The organism is Caulobacter sp. 05L422, from assembly GCF_056397765.1.
In genome coordinates this window covers 123,963-138,154 of the sequence record NZ_JBFTOB010000002.1, presented here as the reverse complement: position 1 = coordinate 138,154, position 14,192 = coordinate 123,963, and the positions used below count along the sequence as shown (strand labels likewise).

The 14,192-nt window shown below is 71.0% G+C and carries 16 protein-coding genes; 11 read left to right on the top strand and 5 right to left on the bottom strand.

The features are described 5' to 3' along the window. Positions 1–25: 25 nt before the first annotated feature. The 7 genes from AC1DMQ_RS02930 to AC1DMQ_RS02900 all read left to right on the top strand — a co-directional run bounded on the left by AC1DMQ_RS02930 (position 26) and on the right by AC1DMQ_RS02900 (position 7,031). Positions 26–1,510, top strand: a complete 1,485-nt coding sequence (locus AC1DMQ_RS02930) for a tetratricopeptide repeat protein (protein ID WP_477032056.1) — start codon at positions 26–28, stop codon at positions 1,508–1,510. A gap of 9 nt (positions 1,511–1,519) precedes the next feature. After that, positions 1,520–3,121, top strand: coding sequence for a peptide chain release factor 3 (locus AC1DMQ_RS02925; RefSeq protein WP_477032055.1), 1,602 nt, complete (start codon positions 1,520–1,522; stop codon positions 3,119–3,121). Positions 3,122–3,156: 35 nt separating this feature from the next. Continuing rightward, positions 3,157–4,032 carry a hypothetical protein gene (locus AC1DMQ_RS02920; protein ID WP_477032054.1) on the top strand — a complete coding sequence of 292 codons (876 nt, stop codon included), beginning with the start codon at positions 3,157–3,159 and terminating at the stop codon, positions 4,030–4,032. 113 nt (positions 4,033–4,145) lie between these two features. Continuing rightward, entirely contained in the window at positions 4,146–5,240 is a 1,095-nt protein-coding gene (locus AC1DMQ_RS02915) for a hypothetical protein (RefSeq protein WP_477032053.1), read from the top strand. After that, on the top strand, positions 5,237–5,797 hold the full coding sequence (locus AC1DMQ_RS02910; RefSeq protein WP_477032052.1) for a hypothetical protein: 561 nt from the start codon (positions 5,237–5,239) through the stop codon (positions 5,795–5,797). The genes AC1DMQ_RS02915 and AC1DMQ_RS02910 overlap by 4 nt, the downstream gene beginning before the upstream one ends. A gap of 87 nt (positions 5,798–5,884) precedes the next feature. Continuing rightward, a complete protein-coding gene (locus AC1DMQ_RS02905; protein WP_477032051.1) occupies positions 5,885–6,265 on the top strand; it encodes a methylglyoxal synthase in 381 nt (126 codons plus the stop codon). Position 6,266: 1 nt separating this feature from the next. Continuing rightward, positions 6,267–7,031, top strand: coding sequence for a DUF6438 domain-containing protein (locus AC1DMQ_RS02900; protein WP_477032050.1), 765 nt, complete (start codon positions 6,267–6,269; stop codon positions 7,029–7,031). Between the two features lie 3 nt (positions 7,032–7,034). Here AC1DMQ_RS02900 and AC1DMQ_RS02895 read toward each other — a convergent pair whose 3' ends face one another. Then, positions 7,035–7,505: a ribonuclease H family protein gene (locus AC1DMQ_RS02895; RefSeq protein WP_477032049.1), complete on the bottom strand. Its 471-nt coding sequence runs from the start codon at positions 7,503–7,505 to the stop codon at positions 7,035–7,037. A gap of 119 nt (positions 7,506–7,624) precedes the next feature. On the opposite strand from AC1DMQ_RS02895, the gene AC1DMQ_RS02890 reads away from it, so the two are divergent. The 4 genes from AC1DMQ_RS02890 (at position 7,625) to AC1DMQ_RS02875 (ending at position 10,711) form a co-directional block, all read left to right on the top strand. Beyond that, a complete protein-coding gene (locus AC1DMQ_RS02890; RefSeq protein WP_477032048.1) occupies positions 7,625–8,074 on the top strand; it encodes a DUF2214 family protein in 450 nt (149 codons plus the stop codon). Positions 8,075–8,437: 363 nt separating this feature from the next. After that, positions 8,438–9,814, top strand: a complete 1,377-nt coding sequence (locus tag AC1DMQ_RS02885; RefSeq protein WP_477032047.1) for a hypothetical protein — start codon at positions 8,438–8,440, stop codon at positions 9,812–9,814. A gap of 61 nt (positions 9,815–9,875) precedes the next feature. Beyond that, a complete protein-coding gene (locus tag AC1DMQ_RS02880) occupies positions 9,876–10,193 on the top strand; it encodes a hypothetical protein (protein WP_477032046.1) in 318 nt (105 codons plus the stop codon). 74 nt (positions 10,194–10,267) lie between these two features. Next, entirely contained in the window at positions 10,268–10,711 is a 444-nt protein-coding gene (locus AC1DMQ_RS02875) for a hypothetical protein (RefSeq protein ID WP_477032045.1), read from the top strand. A 2-nt stretch (positions 10,712–10,713) separates the two neighbouring features. On the opposite strand, the gene AC1DMQ_RS02870 is transcribed toward AC1DMQ_RS02875, so the two are convergent. The 4 genes from AC1DMQ_RS02870 to AC1DMQ_RS02855 all read right to left on the bottom strand — a co-directional run bounded on the left by AC1DMQ_RS02870 (position 10,714) and on the right by AC1DMQ_RS02855 (position 14,150). Then, entirely contained in the window at positions 10,714–11,334 is a 621-nt protein-coding gene (locus AC1DMQ_RS02870) for a hypothetical protein (protein WP_477032044.1), read from the bottom strand. 98 nt (positions 11,335–11,432) lie between these two features. Next, complete coding sequence (locus tag AC1DMQ_RS02865; protein WP_477032043.1) at positions 11,433–12,524, bottom strand: DUF2336 domain-containing protein; 1,092 nt, start codon at positions 12,522–12,524, stop codon at positions 11,433–11,435. After that, positions 12,521–13,261 carry a hypothetical protein gene (locus tag AC1DMQ_RS02860; protein ID WP_477032042.1) on the bottom strand — a complete coding sequence of 247 codons (741 nt, stop codon included), beginning with the start codon at positions 13,259–13,261 and terminating at the stop codon, positions 12,521–12,523. The genes AC1DMQ_RS02865 and AC1DMQ_RS02860 overlap by 4 nt, the downstream gene beginning before the upstream one ends. A 130-nt stretch (positions 13,262–13,391) precedes the next feature. Continuing rightward, the gene (locus tag AC1DMQ_RS02855; RefSeq protein ID WP_477032041.1) at positions 13,392–14,150 is read right to left on the bottom strand and encodes an ABC transporter permease; all 759 of its coding nucleotides are present in this window, start codon (positions 14,148–14,150) and stop codon (positions 13,392–13,394) included. Positions 14,151–14,192 lie beyond the last annotated feature (42 nt).

Here is a 14,192-nt window from a genome sequence, read left to right as displayed (position 1 = left end):
GGGTTTAGTTTCGGGGGCGTTTCGCGTGAAGTTGTCTTGGTGCGTCCGCATGGTGTCGGGCGCTGTGGTGTTGGCCGCCACGCTCGCGGGCTCGGCCGGGGCGGGCGAGACCTGGACCAAGGCCGAGACCCGCCACTTCATCATCTATAGCGACGGCGACACGGGCGGCCTGCGCAAGTCCGCCGAAGATCTCGAGTCGTTCGACGACCTGTTCTGGAGCCTATACGGCCTGGAACCGCCGAGCGAACCCGAAGCCAAGCTCAAGGTCTACATGGTGGGCAGCATTGGTGGGCTGCGTCGGGTGGCCCCCGCCATGCCCGGCAACGTCGCGGGCTTCTATTCCGCCTCGCCGGACGAGACCTACGCCCTGTCGATCCGGGGCGCGGGCCAGTCCGTGCTGCAGCACGAATACGTCCACCACCTGATGATGCGGCATTTCCCGGCGGTCTATCCGGCCTGGTTCGTCGAGGGCTATGCCGAGTATCTGATGACCGCCGAGATCCGCGGCAAGAGCGCCGATGTCGGCAAGCCCGACGAGGGGCGGCAGTACGATCTGACCAACAACAAATGGCTGCCGCTGAGCGATGTGTTGGGCGAGGAAGTCTGGACGATCCCTCCGGCCAAGCGCACGCAGTTCTACGCCCAGGCCTGGCTGCTCACGCACTATTTCCTGAGCGAGCCGGCGCGCATGCCGCAGTTCCAGGCCTATATCGCCGCCATCTCGAACGGCGAAAAGTCGGTCGACGCCATGGTCAAGGCCACCGACATGACGCTTCCGGCGCTGGAGAAGGCGCTGCGCCTCTACTACGCCGGCGCGTCCCACTATCGCGAGATCGATCGCTCCAAGCGTCCCAAGCCCGAGGTCACGATCAAGACCATGCCCGCCTCGGCCGAGCTGATGCTGGAAGACCTGGATGTGCGCACGGGCGTGCCCGAGGCCTCCAAGGCGGCCCTTCTGGCCGATCTGCGGACCCGCGCGGCCGCCTATCCCGACGACGCCTTCGCCCAGGTGGTCCTGGCCCGAGCCGAGATCGTACTGGGCGATCCCGCCGTCGGCGCGGCCGTTCTCAAGAAACGCCTGGCGGCCGATCCGCGTGACGTCGAGGCGTTGGCCCTCGAGGCGCAACGTCTCGTGGCGGCGGGCGACGCCGACCCGGCCCGCCAGCAGGCCGACTACGATCAGGCCGGCGCGCTGCTGGCCTCGGCCTTCAAGCTGGACCCGACCCGCTACCAGACCCTGTACGCATTCGCAGAAACCCGCCGTCTGGATCCGCACTATCCGTCGGACAACGCCCTGCAGGCGCTGCTGATCTCGTTCAAGCAGGCGCCACAGGTGGCGGAGATTCGGATGGCGACGGCGAGCGCGCTGATCGCGCGCGGCAAGAAGGCCGAGGCCAGGGGATTGCTGTCGCCCTTGATCAACGACCCCCACGGAGGCTCCGCCGCCGAGGCGGCCAAGGCCATGCTCAAGTCCATCGAAGAGGGTGACAAGGACGCCTCGGGGAGCTAACCCCCGGGGATGAGCACCTCCCTCGCCCTCGAGGCCGCCCGTCGGCGCACCTTCGCGATCATCAGCCACCCCGACGCCGGCAAGACCACCCTGACCGAGAACCTGCTGCTGGCCGGTGGCGCCATCCGCGCGGCCGGCGCCGTGCGCGCCCGTGGCCAGGCCCGCCGCACCCAGTCCGACTGGATGAAGATCGAGCGCGAGCGCGGGATCTCGGTGTCGGCCTCGGTCATGACGTTCGACCACGACGGCCTGATGTTCAATCTGCTGGACACCCCGGGCCACGAGGACTTCTCGGAAGACACCTACCGCACCCTGACGGCCGCCGACGCGGCGATCATGGTGCTGGACGCCGCCAAGGGCATCGAGCCCCAGACCCTGAAGCTGTTCGAGGTGTGCCGCCTGCGCGACATTCCGATCATCACCTTCATCAACAAGATGGACCGCGAGGCCCAGGACCCGTTCGAGCTGCTGGACGAGGTGTCGTCCAAGCTGGCCCTGGACCCCGCGCCGCTGTTCTGGCCGGCCGGTTCGGGCGGGCGGTTCAAGGGCATGCTGGACCTGCGCGCACAGACCTTCATCCCCTACGCCAAGAAGAGCTCGACCGACGAGGAAGGCCATCCGCCCGCCGTGTCGCTGAAGTCGAACGCCATCGTCCAGTACCTCGACCCCGAGGAGCTGTCGGAAGTGGAGGAGGGGGCCATGCTGGTCTCCGAGGCCGCCAAGCCGTTCGACGTGCAGTCGTTCCTGGAAGGCCACATGACGCCGGTGTTCTTCGGCTCGGCCCTGCGCCACTTCGGCGTCAACGAGTTGCTGGCCGGCATCGGCGCCTACGCCCCCCCGCCGCATCCGGCCAAGGTCAGCAAGGGCGGGGTCGACACCCACATCGCCCCCGGCGACAGCGAGGTCTCGGGCTTCGTGTTCAAGGTCCAGGCGAACATGGACCCCAATCACCGCGACCGGATCGCCTTCCTGCGCCTGACCAGCGGCCGCTTCACGCGCGGCATGAAGCTGAAGGCCCAGAACACCGGCAAGGCCATGAGCGTCAACGCGCCGATCATGTTCTTCGCCAGCGACCGCGAGCTGGCCGAGGACGCCTTCGCCGGCGACGTGATCGGCATCCCCAACCACGGCGTGCTGCGGGTGGGCGACAGCCTGTCGGAGACCGGGACCCTGCGCTTCGCCGGCCTGCCCAACTTCGCCCCGGAAATCCTGCGCCGCGTGCGCGTGAAGGATCCGCTGAAGGCCAAGCACCTGAAGAAGGCGCTGGAAGGCCTGGCCGAGGAGGGCGTGACCCAGCTGTTCCGCCCGATGATCGGCAGCTCGGACTTCATCGTCGGCGCCGTGGGCCAGCTGCAGTTCGAGGTCATGGCCGACCGCCTGGCCAACGAATATGCCCTGGACTGCATCTTCGAGGCCGCGCCCTACGCCGAGGCCCGCTGGCTGGGCGGCGATCGCGCCGACGTCGAGGACTTCGTCAACAAGCACCGCACGGCCATGGCCCACGACATCGACGAACAGCCGGTGTTCCTGGGCAAGTCGAGCTGGGAAATCGGCTATGTCGCCGAGCGCTTCCCCAAGGTACGGTTCGAGCGGACGAAGGAACGGGGATAGGGCTCACCATGCGTCGGGGCGGGGTTGGCGTTCTCTTGGCGGCCACCTTGCTCGGCGCGGGTCCTGCCTTGGCGCAAGAGGCCATCCCGGCAGATGCGCCCGTACGGGTGAACCACGACGACGTCAGCCGCTACTATCCTATCGAGGCCTGGCGGGCGCACGTGTCCAGCTGGGCGCGGGTGCGGTGCACGCCCAACGACAAGGGCGTTCTGCTCGACTGCATCGTGGTCGGCGAAGGCCTCGCCGATCAGGGCTTCGGCCAAGCCGTCTTGAAAGTGGCCCGGCTGACGCGCATTCCGCCCACCAGGCGGGCCGAGTTCGCGGGCAAGCCGTCCTATCTCCTCTATGTGTACCGCCACCCCGACGGCGGCGAGCTCGGCCCCGGCCCGGTTCGTGGCCCGGATCGGGCGGTGATCGAAGGCGCGCGGCCGGCGGGTTCCGAACCGATCGGCATGGCGACCGTCAGGTGCCCCGTGCCGCTGACGAAGCCGGATCCGCTGCACGACTGCGTGGCCGTCGCCGAATCCCCATTCGGCCAGGGGTACGGCGCGGCGGCGGTCGGTCTCGCCGAACGCGACTTCCACCTGATCTCCGACGCGCCGGCCGAGGTGGAGATCCGGTTCGCCTTGCCGCATCCCATGACGCCGAACCGGCGCTGGACCGCCGAGGTGAAGGCGCCGGGCAGGGGTCTTGAGCTCGTGCCGGTCGGCCCGGGCCCCAGCATCGCCGGGACGCCGGAAATCTACGTGAACCTGATATGCCGGTGGCGGCCTGACGGACGCCTGCGGAAGTGCCGGGCGGTTCCCACCAATCCGCCGATGCCCAGGAAGACGGTCAAGGCGGCCATCGCCTTCATGCCGAGCCTGAAGCTGGTTCGGCATGTGACGTTCAACGTCAACTGGGGCCAATAGCGACTTCGCACCCCTTTCCATGGGTTGCTGTATAGCTTCAATTCTACTTGACCGCGCATTGTCGCGGGCGGACCCTCCCGCGCTCTTCCTCGCCATTTGAAGGGGCGTCTGGAGTGACACGGGATCTGGGCAGGGTTGGAGGCGGCCAGGCCGGGCGCTGGCGCGGCGGCTTCGTCGCGGCGTTGCTGCTGTCGATCGCCACGCCCGTCGCCGCGTTCCAGCAGCGCCCGGTGACGACCACGGCCGTTCCCACCGCCGCGCCCGCCGCGACGCCGGCCGCCGCCGCGCCCAGGACCTATGCCGAATGCCTGCGGTCCTATGTCGGCCGGACGAACGCGGCGGCCTATTGCCAGCGTCTGTTCCCGACAACGGCGCCCGCCGCCGCGACGCCGTCCACGACCGCTCCGGCCGGCGCGACGTCGACGACTCCGACCCCGCCCGCGACGACCCCGCCAACCCGTGAGCCGGTCGACCTCACCAAGCTGATCGAGGCCTGGCAAAACCGTCCGAGGACGCCTCCGGTCACGCCTAAACCGCCGGCCGATCCGCTGGCCGTGATCCCCGAGATCCAGGCCGCCTGCGCCAGCTACGCCAGCGTTCCCGAGCGTTGGCGACGCTGTGTGGCCGATGCCTGGCGCACGGCCGGACTGCGGGGCCAGCCGCCGCTGGTGCTGCAGAACCCGCCCGTGGTCGAGCCGCCGCCGCCGGTCGTCCAGCCTCCGCCGGTTCAACCGCCGCCGCCCGTCGTGTCGAAGCCGCCGATCCAGACCCCGCCGGTCCTCACGCCGAAGACGGTCGAGCCCGAGCCCGTCGTCGAGCCCACGCTTCCTCCAGTCGCGATCGTCGAGCCGCCGCCGCCGGCGCCGCCTCCCGTGGTGGTCGCCCCGCCGCCCTTGCCGCAAGCGCCGCCTGCGCCCAAGCCGCCGGCGACGCCGATCTGGTTCTGGTTGATCGCCCTGGTCGCGGCCGCGGGCGGCGGCTTCGGCGTCGCCAAGCTGCTGAGCCGGGCCCGTCCGTCGTCGTCGCGTCCCGCCAAGGTCGCGCCAGCGCCCTGTCCCGAGATCGCCCTGGTCGCCGATCCCGGCGTCGTCGTCCTGACGCCCGACGGTCCGCCCCGGGCCGGCATGGCGGTGTCGCTGCGGTTCGAGGCCGCCGTCGACGGCGGCGAGGTGAAGCTGGACTATCCCACGCTGGAGACCGCGCCATGACCGAAGCCGCAGCAAGCGCGCCGACCACCTGGCGCGCCCTGTTCGCCGCCGACGGCGGCGATCCGCTGGAGGCCTGCAAGGACGCCCCGCCCCTGACCGAGGCGATCTCCCAGGCCGCCCAGAAGTTTCCCAGCGCCTGCTGGGACGACGTCGAGGGCGGCTGCCGTCGCGAGGTCGGCAAGCTGATGGACCTGTCGGTCGAGAAGGTGCTGTTCGACGGCTGGATGAAGCTGGAGCGCTTCAAGAAATGCGTCGAGGAGTCCAAGGCCAACCCCGACGACGCCTTCTTCCAGGATCTCGACGACCACAAGATCGCCTCCACCCACAAGCCGCGCATCGAGCTGCGCTACGGCGCGGTCAAGATCGCCGACCTCGACTTCGAGATGGAGCTGGCCCTGAAGGTGAAGGGCGTGCGGCTGGAGGTGCGCGGCGGCAAGGTCGTCTGCGCCACGGCCGGGGTGTTCGCCGCCAACGCCAAGCTGTCGCTGCACGACCAGATGCTGATCGAGAAGGGGACGCCGGAGTTCTCGGCCCCGACCAAGATCCGCTTCTCCTGACGACCGGCGTTCGCTGTTTCTCCAAGCGCGGCTTTTCCACTTCCCCGGGATGCGGCTAGGAAGGAAGCCGGAACCTGGAGAATCCCCATGCCCGCCAACGCGCCGCTCGCCATCGGCCTGGTCGCCCACGACGACAAGAAGGCGGCCCTGGTGGATTGGGCGGTGGCGCATCGGGCGTTCCTGTCCCAGCACAAGCTGTACGCCACCGGCACCACGGGCGGACGCATCCTGCAGGCCCTGCCGGACCTGGCCCTGACCCGACTGAAGAGCGGCCCGCTGGGCGGCGACCAGCAACTGGGCGCGCTGCTGGCCGAGGGGCTGCTGGACATGCTGGTGTTCTTCGTCGACCCGCTGTCGCCCCAGCCGCACGACGTCGACGTCAAGGCGCTGATCCGCATGGCGACCCTCGCCGACATCCCCTTCGCCTGCAATCCGGCAACGGCGGACCTGATCGTGGCGGGACGCTGAGATGAGCGGGCGGGGCGCGGGCGTCGCGGCGCTGGCCCTGCTCGTCCCATTGCTGGCGGGGTGCGACGGCGGCTTTCCCGAGGGCTCCCTTAAGGCGGCGCGTCTCACCCGCGGCGATTGCTTCTGGGCCTGCCCGGCCTACTCGGTCGAAATCCGCGGCGACGGGCGGGTGATCTATCAGGGGCGCAAGAACGTCGTGGTCGTCGGCCCGCGAGAAGGGCGAGCCGCGCCGGACGACGTGGCGCGGGTGCTGGCGGCGGCGCGGGCGGCGGACTTCTACGGGCTGCGTCGGGTCTATCTGGGGCGCGTCAGCGACAATCCCCTGAACACGGTGCGCGTCCGCGTCGGCTGGCGGAGCCATACGGTGACCGAATATGCCGGCGAGCACGCCTGCATGCCCGCTTCGGTCGGGGCCCTGGAGGCGGCGATCGATCAGGCCGCCGGCGTGCGGCGCTGGGTGGCCGGCGACGCCTCGACCCTGCCGGCCCTGCGCGCCAAGGGGTACGACTTCGGCTCGGCGGACGCCGCGCGGATGCTGAAGCAGGCCCTGACCTATGGCGGCCCGGACGACCTGATCCTGGCCCTGATCGCGGGCGGCGCGAACGTGGACGCGAAGGACGACGACGGCCTGGGTCTGGCGCATCTGGTCACGCTGGACCGCTGGCCGCGCGTGCGGGCCTGGCTCGTGGCGCACGGCAAGCCCGTCGAACCCGAGGAGGCCGGGTCGGTGCAAGAAAAGGCGAGGGCCCTTTCGCCGAACTGCTGACGTCTAGCCTGGGAACTTCAGCAGGTTCGGCCTGGGGATCGCGGCCTTGAACGTGCCCCGGGTCTTGGCGGTGTCGAGGCCGAAGTCGGCCCAGGCTTTCAGGAAGCCGGCGGCGGGCGTGGCGTCCGACAAGGGCGACAGCACCAGCACCGGGCGGGCGGCCAGCAGCTTGCGGGCGGCGGCCCAGGCCTCGGGCTCGGCCGTGGCGTAGGCGCCGTCGCCGGCCACCAGCTCGGCGGCCAGGGCCGGATCGGCGAAGTGCAGGGTCACGGCCGTGTCGGCCGGGAGTTCGGCCAGCGCCGTCAGGGCCTCGATCACCCCAGTCAGCACCATCTTGGCGCCGCTCACCCGTCGCTCGCCGCCGGCCGCGCCGGCCAGGGTCCCGTCGGCGTTGCGGCGGACATGGGCCCAGCCGCCGTAGCCAGGGTCGGGTTTGCAGAGCGAGGCGGTCCAGAGGTCGATGGAGCTGGTCATGTCCCTCTGTTTAGAGACGAGGGCGAAAGCTGGCCAGAGGAGGAGGCCGGCAGCGGCGCCGTGACGAACGCCGTTCTCCGGATCATGCTCGCGTCCCGCCCACCGAGTCGGAGCCTGGCATGGCTGATCTCATTCTCGCCGTCCTGCACCACCTGCTGATCCTCTCGCTGGCGGGGCTTCTGTCCGTGGAGCGGGTGCTGGTCAGGCCCAGCCTGAGCGGCTCGTCCCTCAGGATCCTGGTGAAGATGGACGCCGCCTACGGCGCGACGGCGGGGCTGATCCTGGTGGTGGGCTTCTGCCGCGTCTACTGGGGCGCCAAGGGCGCGGCCTTCTATCTCGAGAACCCGCTGTTCTGGGCCAAGATCGGCGCCTTCGCGGTGGTCGGGCTGCTGTCGATCCTGCCGACGATCATCATCCTGCGGTGGGGCAAGCAGGCCAAGGCCGATCCTGCCTTCGCCCCCTCCGACGCCGACATCGCCAAGGTTCGGCGGGCGCTCGGCTGGGAGCTCGTGGTCTTCGCCCTGATCCCGATCTTCGCCGCCGCCATGGCGCGCGGCTACGGCCTCTAGAGGTCCGCGAACCGCCGACCGGGCAGGGCGCGCGGAGCTCCGCCGGAACGGATGGTAAACGCGATCTTAAATTCTATGGTTAACGTCATTTTCACTTGAGTGAACAATGTTCTAACAAGTGCGCCCACACGCGCTTTCCCATAAAGATCCGCCAAGCAAGAAGTGTGCCAAATCGGTGCAAAAACAGGGGTTTGGCGGGCATTCGGGAACGAAGTGTAAACAAGCTCCAAATATTTATGGTTAACGCCATCTTCACACCCGTTAACCGCTTGTTAAACGCGTTGGCTCCGGCTTTGCTACTCGAGCGTTGAACCCTTGCCGGACGTCCCGGCGTGGGACGGTCCGTGTGCGGAGTGCGCAGCGATGTTTGATTTCGGTCGTGATCTGAAGAAGCTCTTTGGAGTCGACGCCGGGGCGCCCGCCCGGGCGGCGGCGCATCGCGACGGGCTGACGGGCGGCGACACCTCGCTGCTGGAGCTGCTGGACCTTCGGCTGCTGGTCAACGAGGCCCGCTCGGCCGACGTGGCCGCCGGCCGGATCGGCGCCAAGGATCGCGGCCATCGCCTGCTGGAAGCCGCCGTCGTTTGGCGCGAACTGGCCCGCCGCTCGGGCGACGCCACGGCCCTACGTAAAGGCGCGGCCCAGGCCGAGGCCGCCGCCAAGATCTTCGAAGCCGAACACAAGCAGGACAGCCTGGCCGCCGCCCGCTGCGAGCAGGCGACCCTGGCCGTGCTGGGCGCCGACCTGTTCGGCGACGAGGGGCTGCACGCCGCCGCCGGCGCCACCCTGACCCTGGCCAAGACCGCGCCGGGCCATCGCTGCGCCATGGCCGAGGCCCTGCTGGCCGGGCTGGAGGGCCGCGTGGCCCTGGGCGAGAACGACCTGGACCGCGCCCTGGCCGCCGCCGAGGCCTTCGAGGCGCCGCTGCGGGGCCTGTCGGCCGCGCGCCGCGTCAAGGGCGGGGCCTCGCGCCTGCTGCTGGCGGACCAGCGCGCCGCCCGCGTCGAACTGCTGCTGGCCTGCGCCGCCCGCCTGAAGGACCGCGCCCTGACCGAAGTGGCGCTGAACGAGGCCCGCGAGGCCGAGGCCGGCCTGGATCCCGATTTCGAACCGCTGGCTTGGTCGCGGCTGGAGTCCCTGCGCGGCGCCGCCCTGGTGCAACTGGGCGAGCTGGACGGCGAGATCAACAACATCGCCGACGGGGTCGAGGCCCTGGCCGCGGCGCTGGAGCCGGTCACCGCCGACCACAGCCCGATGGACTGGGCCCGAGCCCAGGCCGCCCTGGGCGCCGGCCTGCAGGCCATGGGCGAGGCCACCACCTCGGAGCGCTGCTTCGAGCGGGCGGTCACCTGCTACGACCGCGCCTCGCACATCCTCAAGACCCAGCCGGCCCTGGCCCTGCGCGCCGTGGTCGCCAACAACCGCGCCCTCAGCCTGGCCCGCTGCGCCGAGCTGACCGCCGACCTGGCCGTGTTGGACGCCGCCGAAATGGCCTTCAAGGCCGAGCTGGCCGCGACCCCGGGCGCCCGCGACCCGGCCACCTGGGCGGTGACCCAGATGAACCTGGCCCGCCTCTACGAGGCCCGGGTCGAGATCACCGGCCGCGACGACGGCCGCCTGGACCGGGCCGCGATGGCCCTGGCCAGCGCCTTCGACATCTTCGCCGAGCTGGGCCTGCGGTCGCTGACCGACTTGGCGGCTCAAGGGTTGCAAAGGGTGAAGCAGGCGCACGCCGCCTGACCCAAAATGAAACCGGACGGCCTCGAACGGGCCGGACCCAAAGACCAGTAGGGAAGACCCAGTGATCGCTTCGTTGCTCGCCGCCGCCGCTGTCTCGATCGTTCCGACCCCCGTCAGCCAGGGGGGCGCCGACCAGCCCGCCGTCACCCAGGTGAAGGATGTCCAGCCGCAGATCGCCGAAGCGATGCTCAGCTGCATGGTCAAGCGCGACGGCGGCTTGACCGCCTGCTCGGTGCAAAGCGAATTCCCCGCCGACATGGGCGTCGGCAAGGCCGCCGTTTCGATGGCCTCGCAGTTCCAGGTCGAGCTGATGGGCCCCGATGGCAAGAGCCGCGCCGGCTCGTTCATCGACGTCCCGGTCCGCATCCGCATCCGCTAAACGGTTCGTCCCGAAGCCTCGACCCGAGACGCGACACGCCCTAACTTTGGCGGCGTAGCGTTTCGGGGGCGGGCATGGGCGGAAGTTTCGAGGACCTGGACGTCTCGCGGGTCGTCTATCTCCTCATCTATCTTTTCATCGTGATCATGGGACTGCGCGGCCTGCCGTCGGTGGTCCGCCGTCGCGCCGAGCCCGCGCGCTGCAAGGCCTGCGGGACGCCGGTCGGTCCCGGCGCCGCGCCGCACGGGCCCTGGGGCGGCTGGACCTGCACCGCCTGCGGCGGTCCCGTCGAACCCGCCGAAGGACCGCCGGCTCGGACCGGCCTGCGAGGCTGGATGGACCAGTATCCGTGGGCGGTGCACGGCGCCGTCTGGGGTCTCGTCGTCTGGGGCCTGCTGGCCGGCCGCGATCTGTGGCTGCACGAACCCACGCCCGACATCGTGACTCTGCCGTTGACCGTCGCCGGCGGCCTGGGCGTCGGCTGGCTGCTGACCCTGATGCAGGGCCGGCGCGGCTAGGCTCACCAGCGCCTGGGCGGCGGAGCGTCGTCGTCTTCCGGCAGCGGCGGATCGTAGCGATCGTCTTGGCGCTCGGCGTCGTAGCGATCCCGTTCGCGAGCCTCTTCCCAGCGTCGGCGATCGTCGCGTTGCGCCTGCTCCCAGGCCGCCCGTCGATCGCGCTCACGCCGGGCTTCGCGTTCATCTTCCCACCGTTGCTGGGCCAGCTCGTAGCCGCTCTCGCGTTCACGATGCCATCGGTCGTCGACCGGCTCGGGCGGCGGCGCGAGATCGTCCTCGTCGTCGACCTGGGCGACCCGCGCGGGCGCATACCGGGGCGGTGTCGGCGCGGGTCTCGGCGACGCGGGACGGAAGGTCGGCGTCTGGACGAACAGCGCCTCGCGGCCCTTGGCCATGGCCTGGGCGGCCTCGGACAGGCCGACGTCCAGCGGACTGGCGCGCGCGACCAGCGCCTTGGGCGGTTCGACCAGGCGGATGCGCAGGCCGTCGTCCCCTGTCGCCTCGGCGGGCGGATCGGGCCGGGTCAACGCGGGCCAGACGGCCATCGCCAGCGCGGCCGTGGTCACGGTCGCGGCCACGGCGACGCCGGCGGCCAGGGCCGTCTTGTTCTTGGGCAGTTCCACTAGGGCGCTCCGGAGACGGAAGGCCCCTCGACGGGAAAGGGAACGGCGTCGGCGGGCGCCAGTTCCGCGCGAATTCACGTCTTTGGTGGAGGAAGGCCTTAGGCCGCCGCGACGTCGCCCGTGGTGCGGCGCATGCGCCAGAAGCGGATGGTGCGCAGGGCCGCCTCGCGGGGCAGGGCGGCGTAGAGCTCGCCATAGCCCTTGGCCTTGCCCATGGCGTTGTCGTTCGGATCCAGGATCAGCAGGGCGAAGGTCAGGAACAGGGCGCGGTCGAAGTCCGCCGCCTTGCAGACCACCGACAGGGCGTCCAGTTCGCGGCGCTCGATGATCTTGCGGGCGGTGTGGAAGTCGATGTCGGCCAGCTCGGCCAGGGCCACCAGGAACTGGCTGGTCCTGTTGCTGCGCAGCATGGCGACAAGGGCCTGGGGCGTGATCGCGCCGCGCAGCTTCAGCGCCACGATCTCGTCGACCGCCGCCTGGTAGTCGGCCGGCAGGGCGCCGTCGCCGGCGGCGACGCGGTTGCGGCCGGCCTTTAGCGCCGCTTCCAGGATGGCCGGATCGACATCGGCGTTGCGCTCCATGATCCGGTCGCGCAGGCGCGCCTCGGCCACGAAGTACATCTCGTTGAGCAGGTCCATCGGCATGGCCTTGCGGTCGATGACCGCCTCGTGCAGGGCCGGATTGGCCGCCGCGCGGTCGACCGCCGCCTCGTGGGCCTGGCGGGACAGAACCGCGCCCTCGTTGCGCAGCAGCACGCCCAGGGTGGTGTCGTCGCCGCGCTCGACGATGGCGTCGGACACCAGGCTGGGCACGACCGGGCGCTGCGAGATGGCCCGCAGGTGGTCCTGGCCCTGGGTGCGGGCCACATGCAGCAGGTCGGCTTCGCTGAGCTGGGGCGCGCCTTCCAGGATCGGACGGGCGATGGCGATGCTGTCGCTGGCCAGGGTGCGGGTCAGGGTCGGCGGCGGGGTGGCGGTCGCGCCCAGGCGCTCGGCCAGCTCGATGCGCACCGCCTCTTCCATCTCGCCGGCCAGCTGGCCCATCACGTCGTCGAACAGGCCCATCTCGACGTCGCCGTGACCGTCGGCGGCGAAGAACAGGTCGGTGACGCCGCGCAGCAGTTCGCGACGGCGCGAGCTGGAGGGCTCATCGGCCAGGGCGATGAGGTCATGGAGGCGCGACTGGATCAAAGGCCTTCGTTCCGGGTCTTGGCGCGGCGGGCCGCGCTGTCGTCGTCATTGTCGTCATCGCCGCGCGCGCCGGCCGCCAGCCAGTCGGCCGAGCCGTGCATCGGGACGGCGTCCTTGGGCTCGGGGGGCGGTTCGCTGGCGGTGACCAGGACGCGGTTGTCGGGGGTGGCCCTCGGCGCGGCGTCGGGCGTCAGGCCGTATTCGCGATCGACCGAATAGAAGCGGGCGCCGGTCGCGCCGGTCGCGGCGACGTCGGCGGCGGCGACTTGGCGAGGCGGCGGCTGCGGGGCGGGCGGGGCGACGGCGGTCATCCGGGAGCTGCGATAGCTCGACCAATCCTTGGCCGGGGCCGGGGCTTGGGCTTGGGCTGGGACCGGGGCTGTTGTCCGGGCGACGGCGGGCGCGGCGCGCGGCGCGGCGTAGAGGCTGGTCGGCGGCGTGGGGGCGGGCGCGCTCTGGGCGGGCGAGGCGTAGCCGGCGGGTGCGGGCGTCGCCCGGTAGCCGGCCCAGGGCGCGAGCGGCGCGGGTTGCGCCGGGGCGGACGTCGCGGGCGCGGCGACATTGCTCGCCGGCTGGCGCTTGTTGGCCCAGCCCAGCATCGGGCCGTCATAGCGCGCGGCGGCCGTGGCGGACGCCTGCCGGGGCGTGGTCGGGCCATAGCGGCTCTCGCGCGCGCCCTCGGCGTACGCCGGGGCGGCGAGGCTGAACAGCACGGGCAGGAGCAGGGCGAGGCGCATGAACCGGTCCGAAACGAGCGCGGGATCGGCCTGATTGATAGGCGTGCGGGCTTAATCTTGACCTAACGCGGCCCGGCCTCGCCGAAAGATTGTGGTGTCATGTCGCGTTTCCGACCTTGGCCGTCGGCGGTCAGCGGCCGCGCCACCAGGCCAGAAGGCGGCGTTCGGCCAGGCTCAGCAGGCCGTGCAGCGCCACGCCCAGCACCGCCAGCACCGCCAGGGCGGCGAACACCCGCGCGGTCTGCAGGCGGTTGGAGGCCTCCAGGATCCGCCAGGCCAGGCCCTGATTGCCGCCCGATCCGGCCACGAACTCGGCGACCACGGCCCCGACGACGGCCAGGCCCGCCGCCACCTTGTGCCCCTCCAGCAAGGCGGGCACCGCCGAGGGCAGACGCAGGCGCCACAGTCTCTGGACGCGGCGCGCGCCGTATAGGTCGAACAGGCGGGAGAGGTCCGGATCAGTCGCTTTCAGGCCGGTCAGGGCGCCCGAGAAGATCGGGAAGAAGGCCGCCACGGCCGCCAGGGCGACGACGGCCCGCTGCGGATGCTCGATCCCGGCCCAGATGGTCATCAGCGGCCCGATGGCCACCAGCGGCGTCACCTGCAGGGTGACGGCCACGGGGCGCACGGCGTCCTCGACCGTCGGGTTCAGGCTGACCAAGAGGGCCAGGCCGCAGGCCAGGACGCTGGCCAGGACCAGGCCGATCAGGGCGGTCGACAGGGTGTTCCAGGCGCTGGCCAGCAGCAGCGGCCAGCCCTCGGCCAGGCCCGCCCCGATCGCCGACGGCGCGGGCAGGAGATAGACGGGCACGGCCAGGACCCGGCAGGCGAGCTCCCAGGCGGCCAGGAGCAGGGCGATCAGGAGGAGGGGGGCGAGAAGGCGGGTCATGCGCAATAGACCCTCCCCCTGTGGGGGAGGCGATCGCGAAGC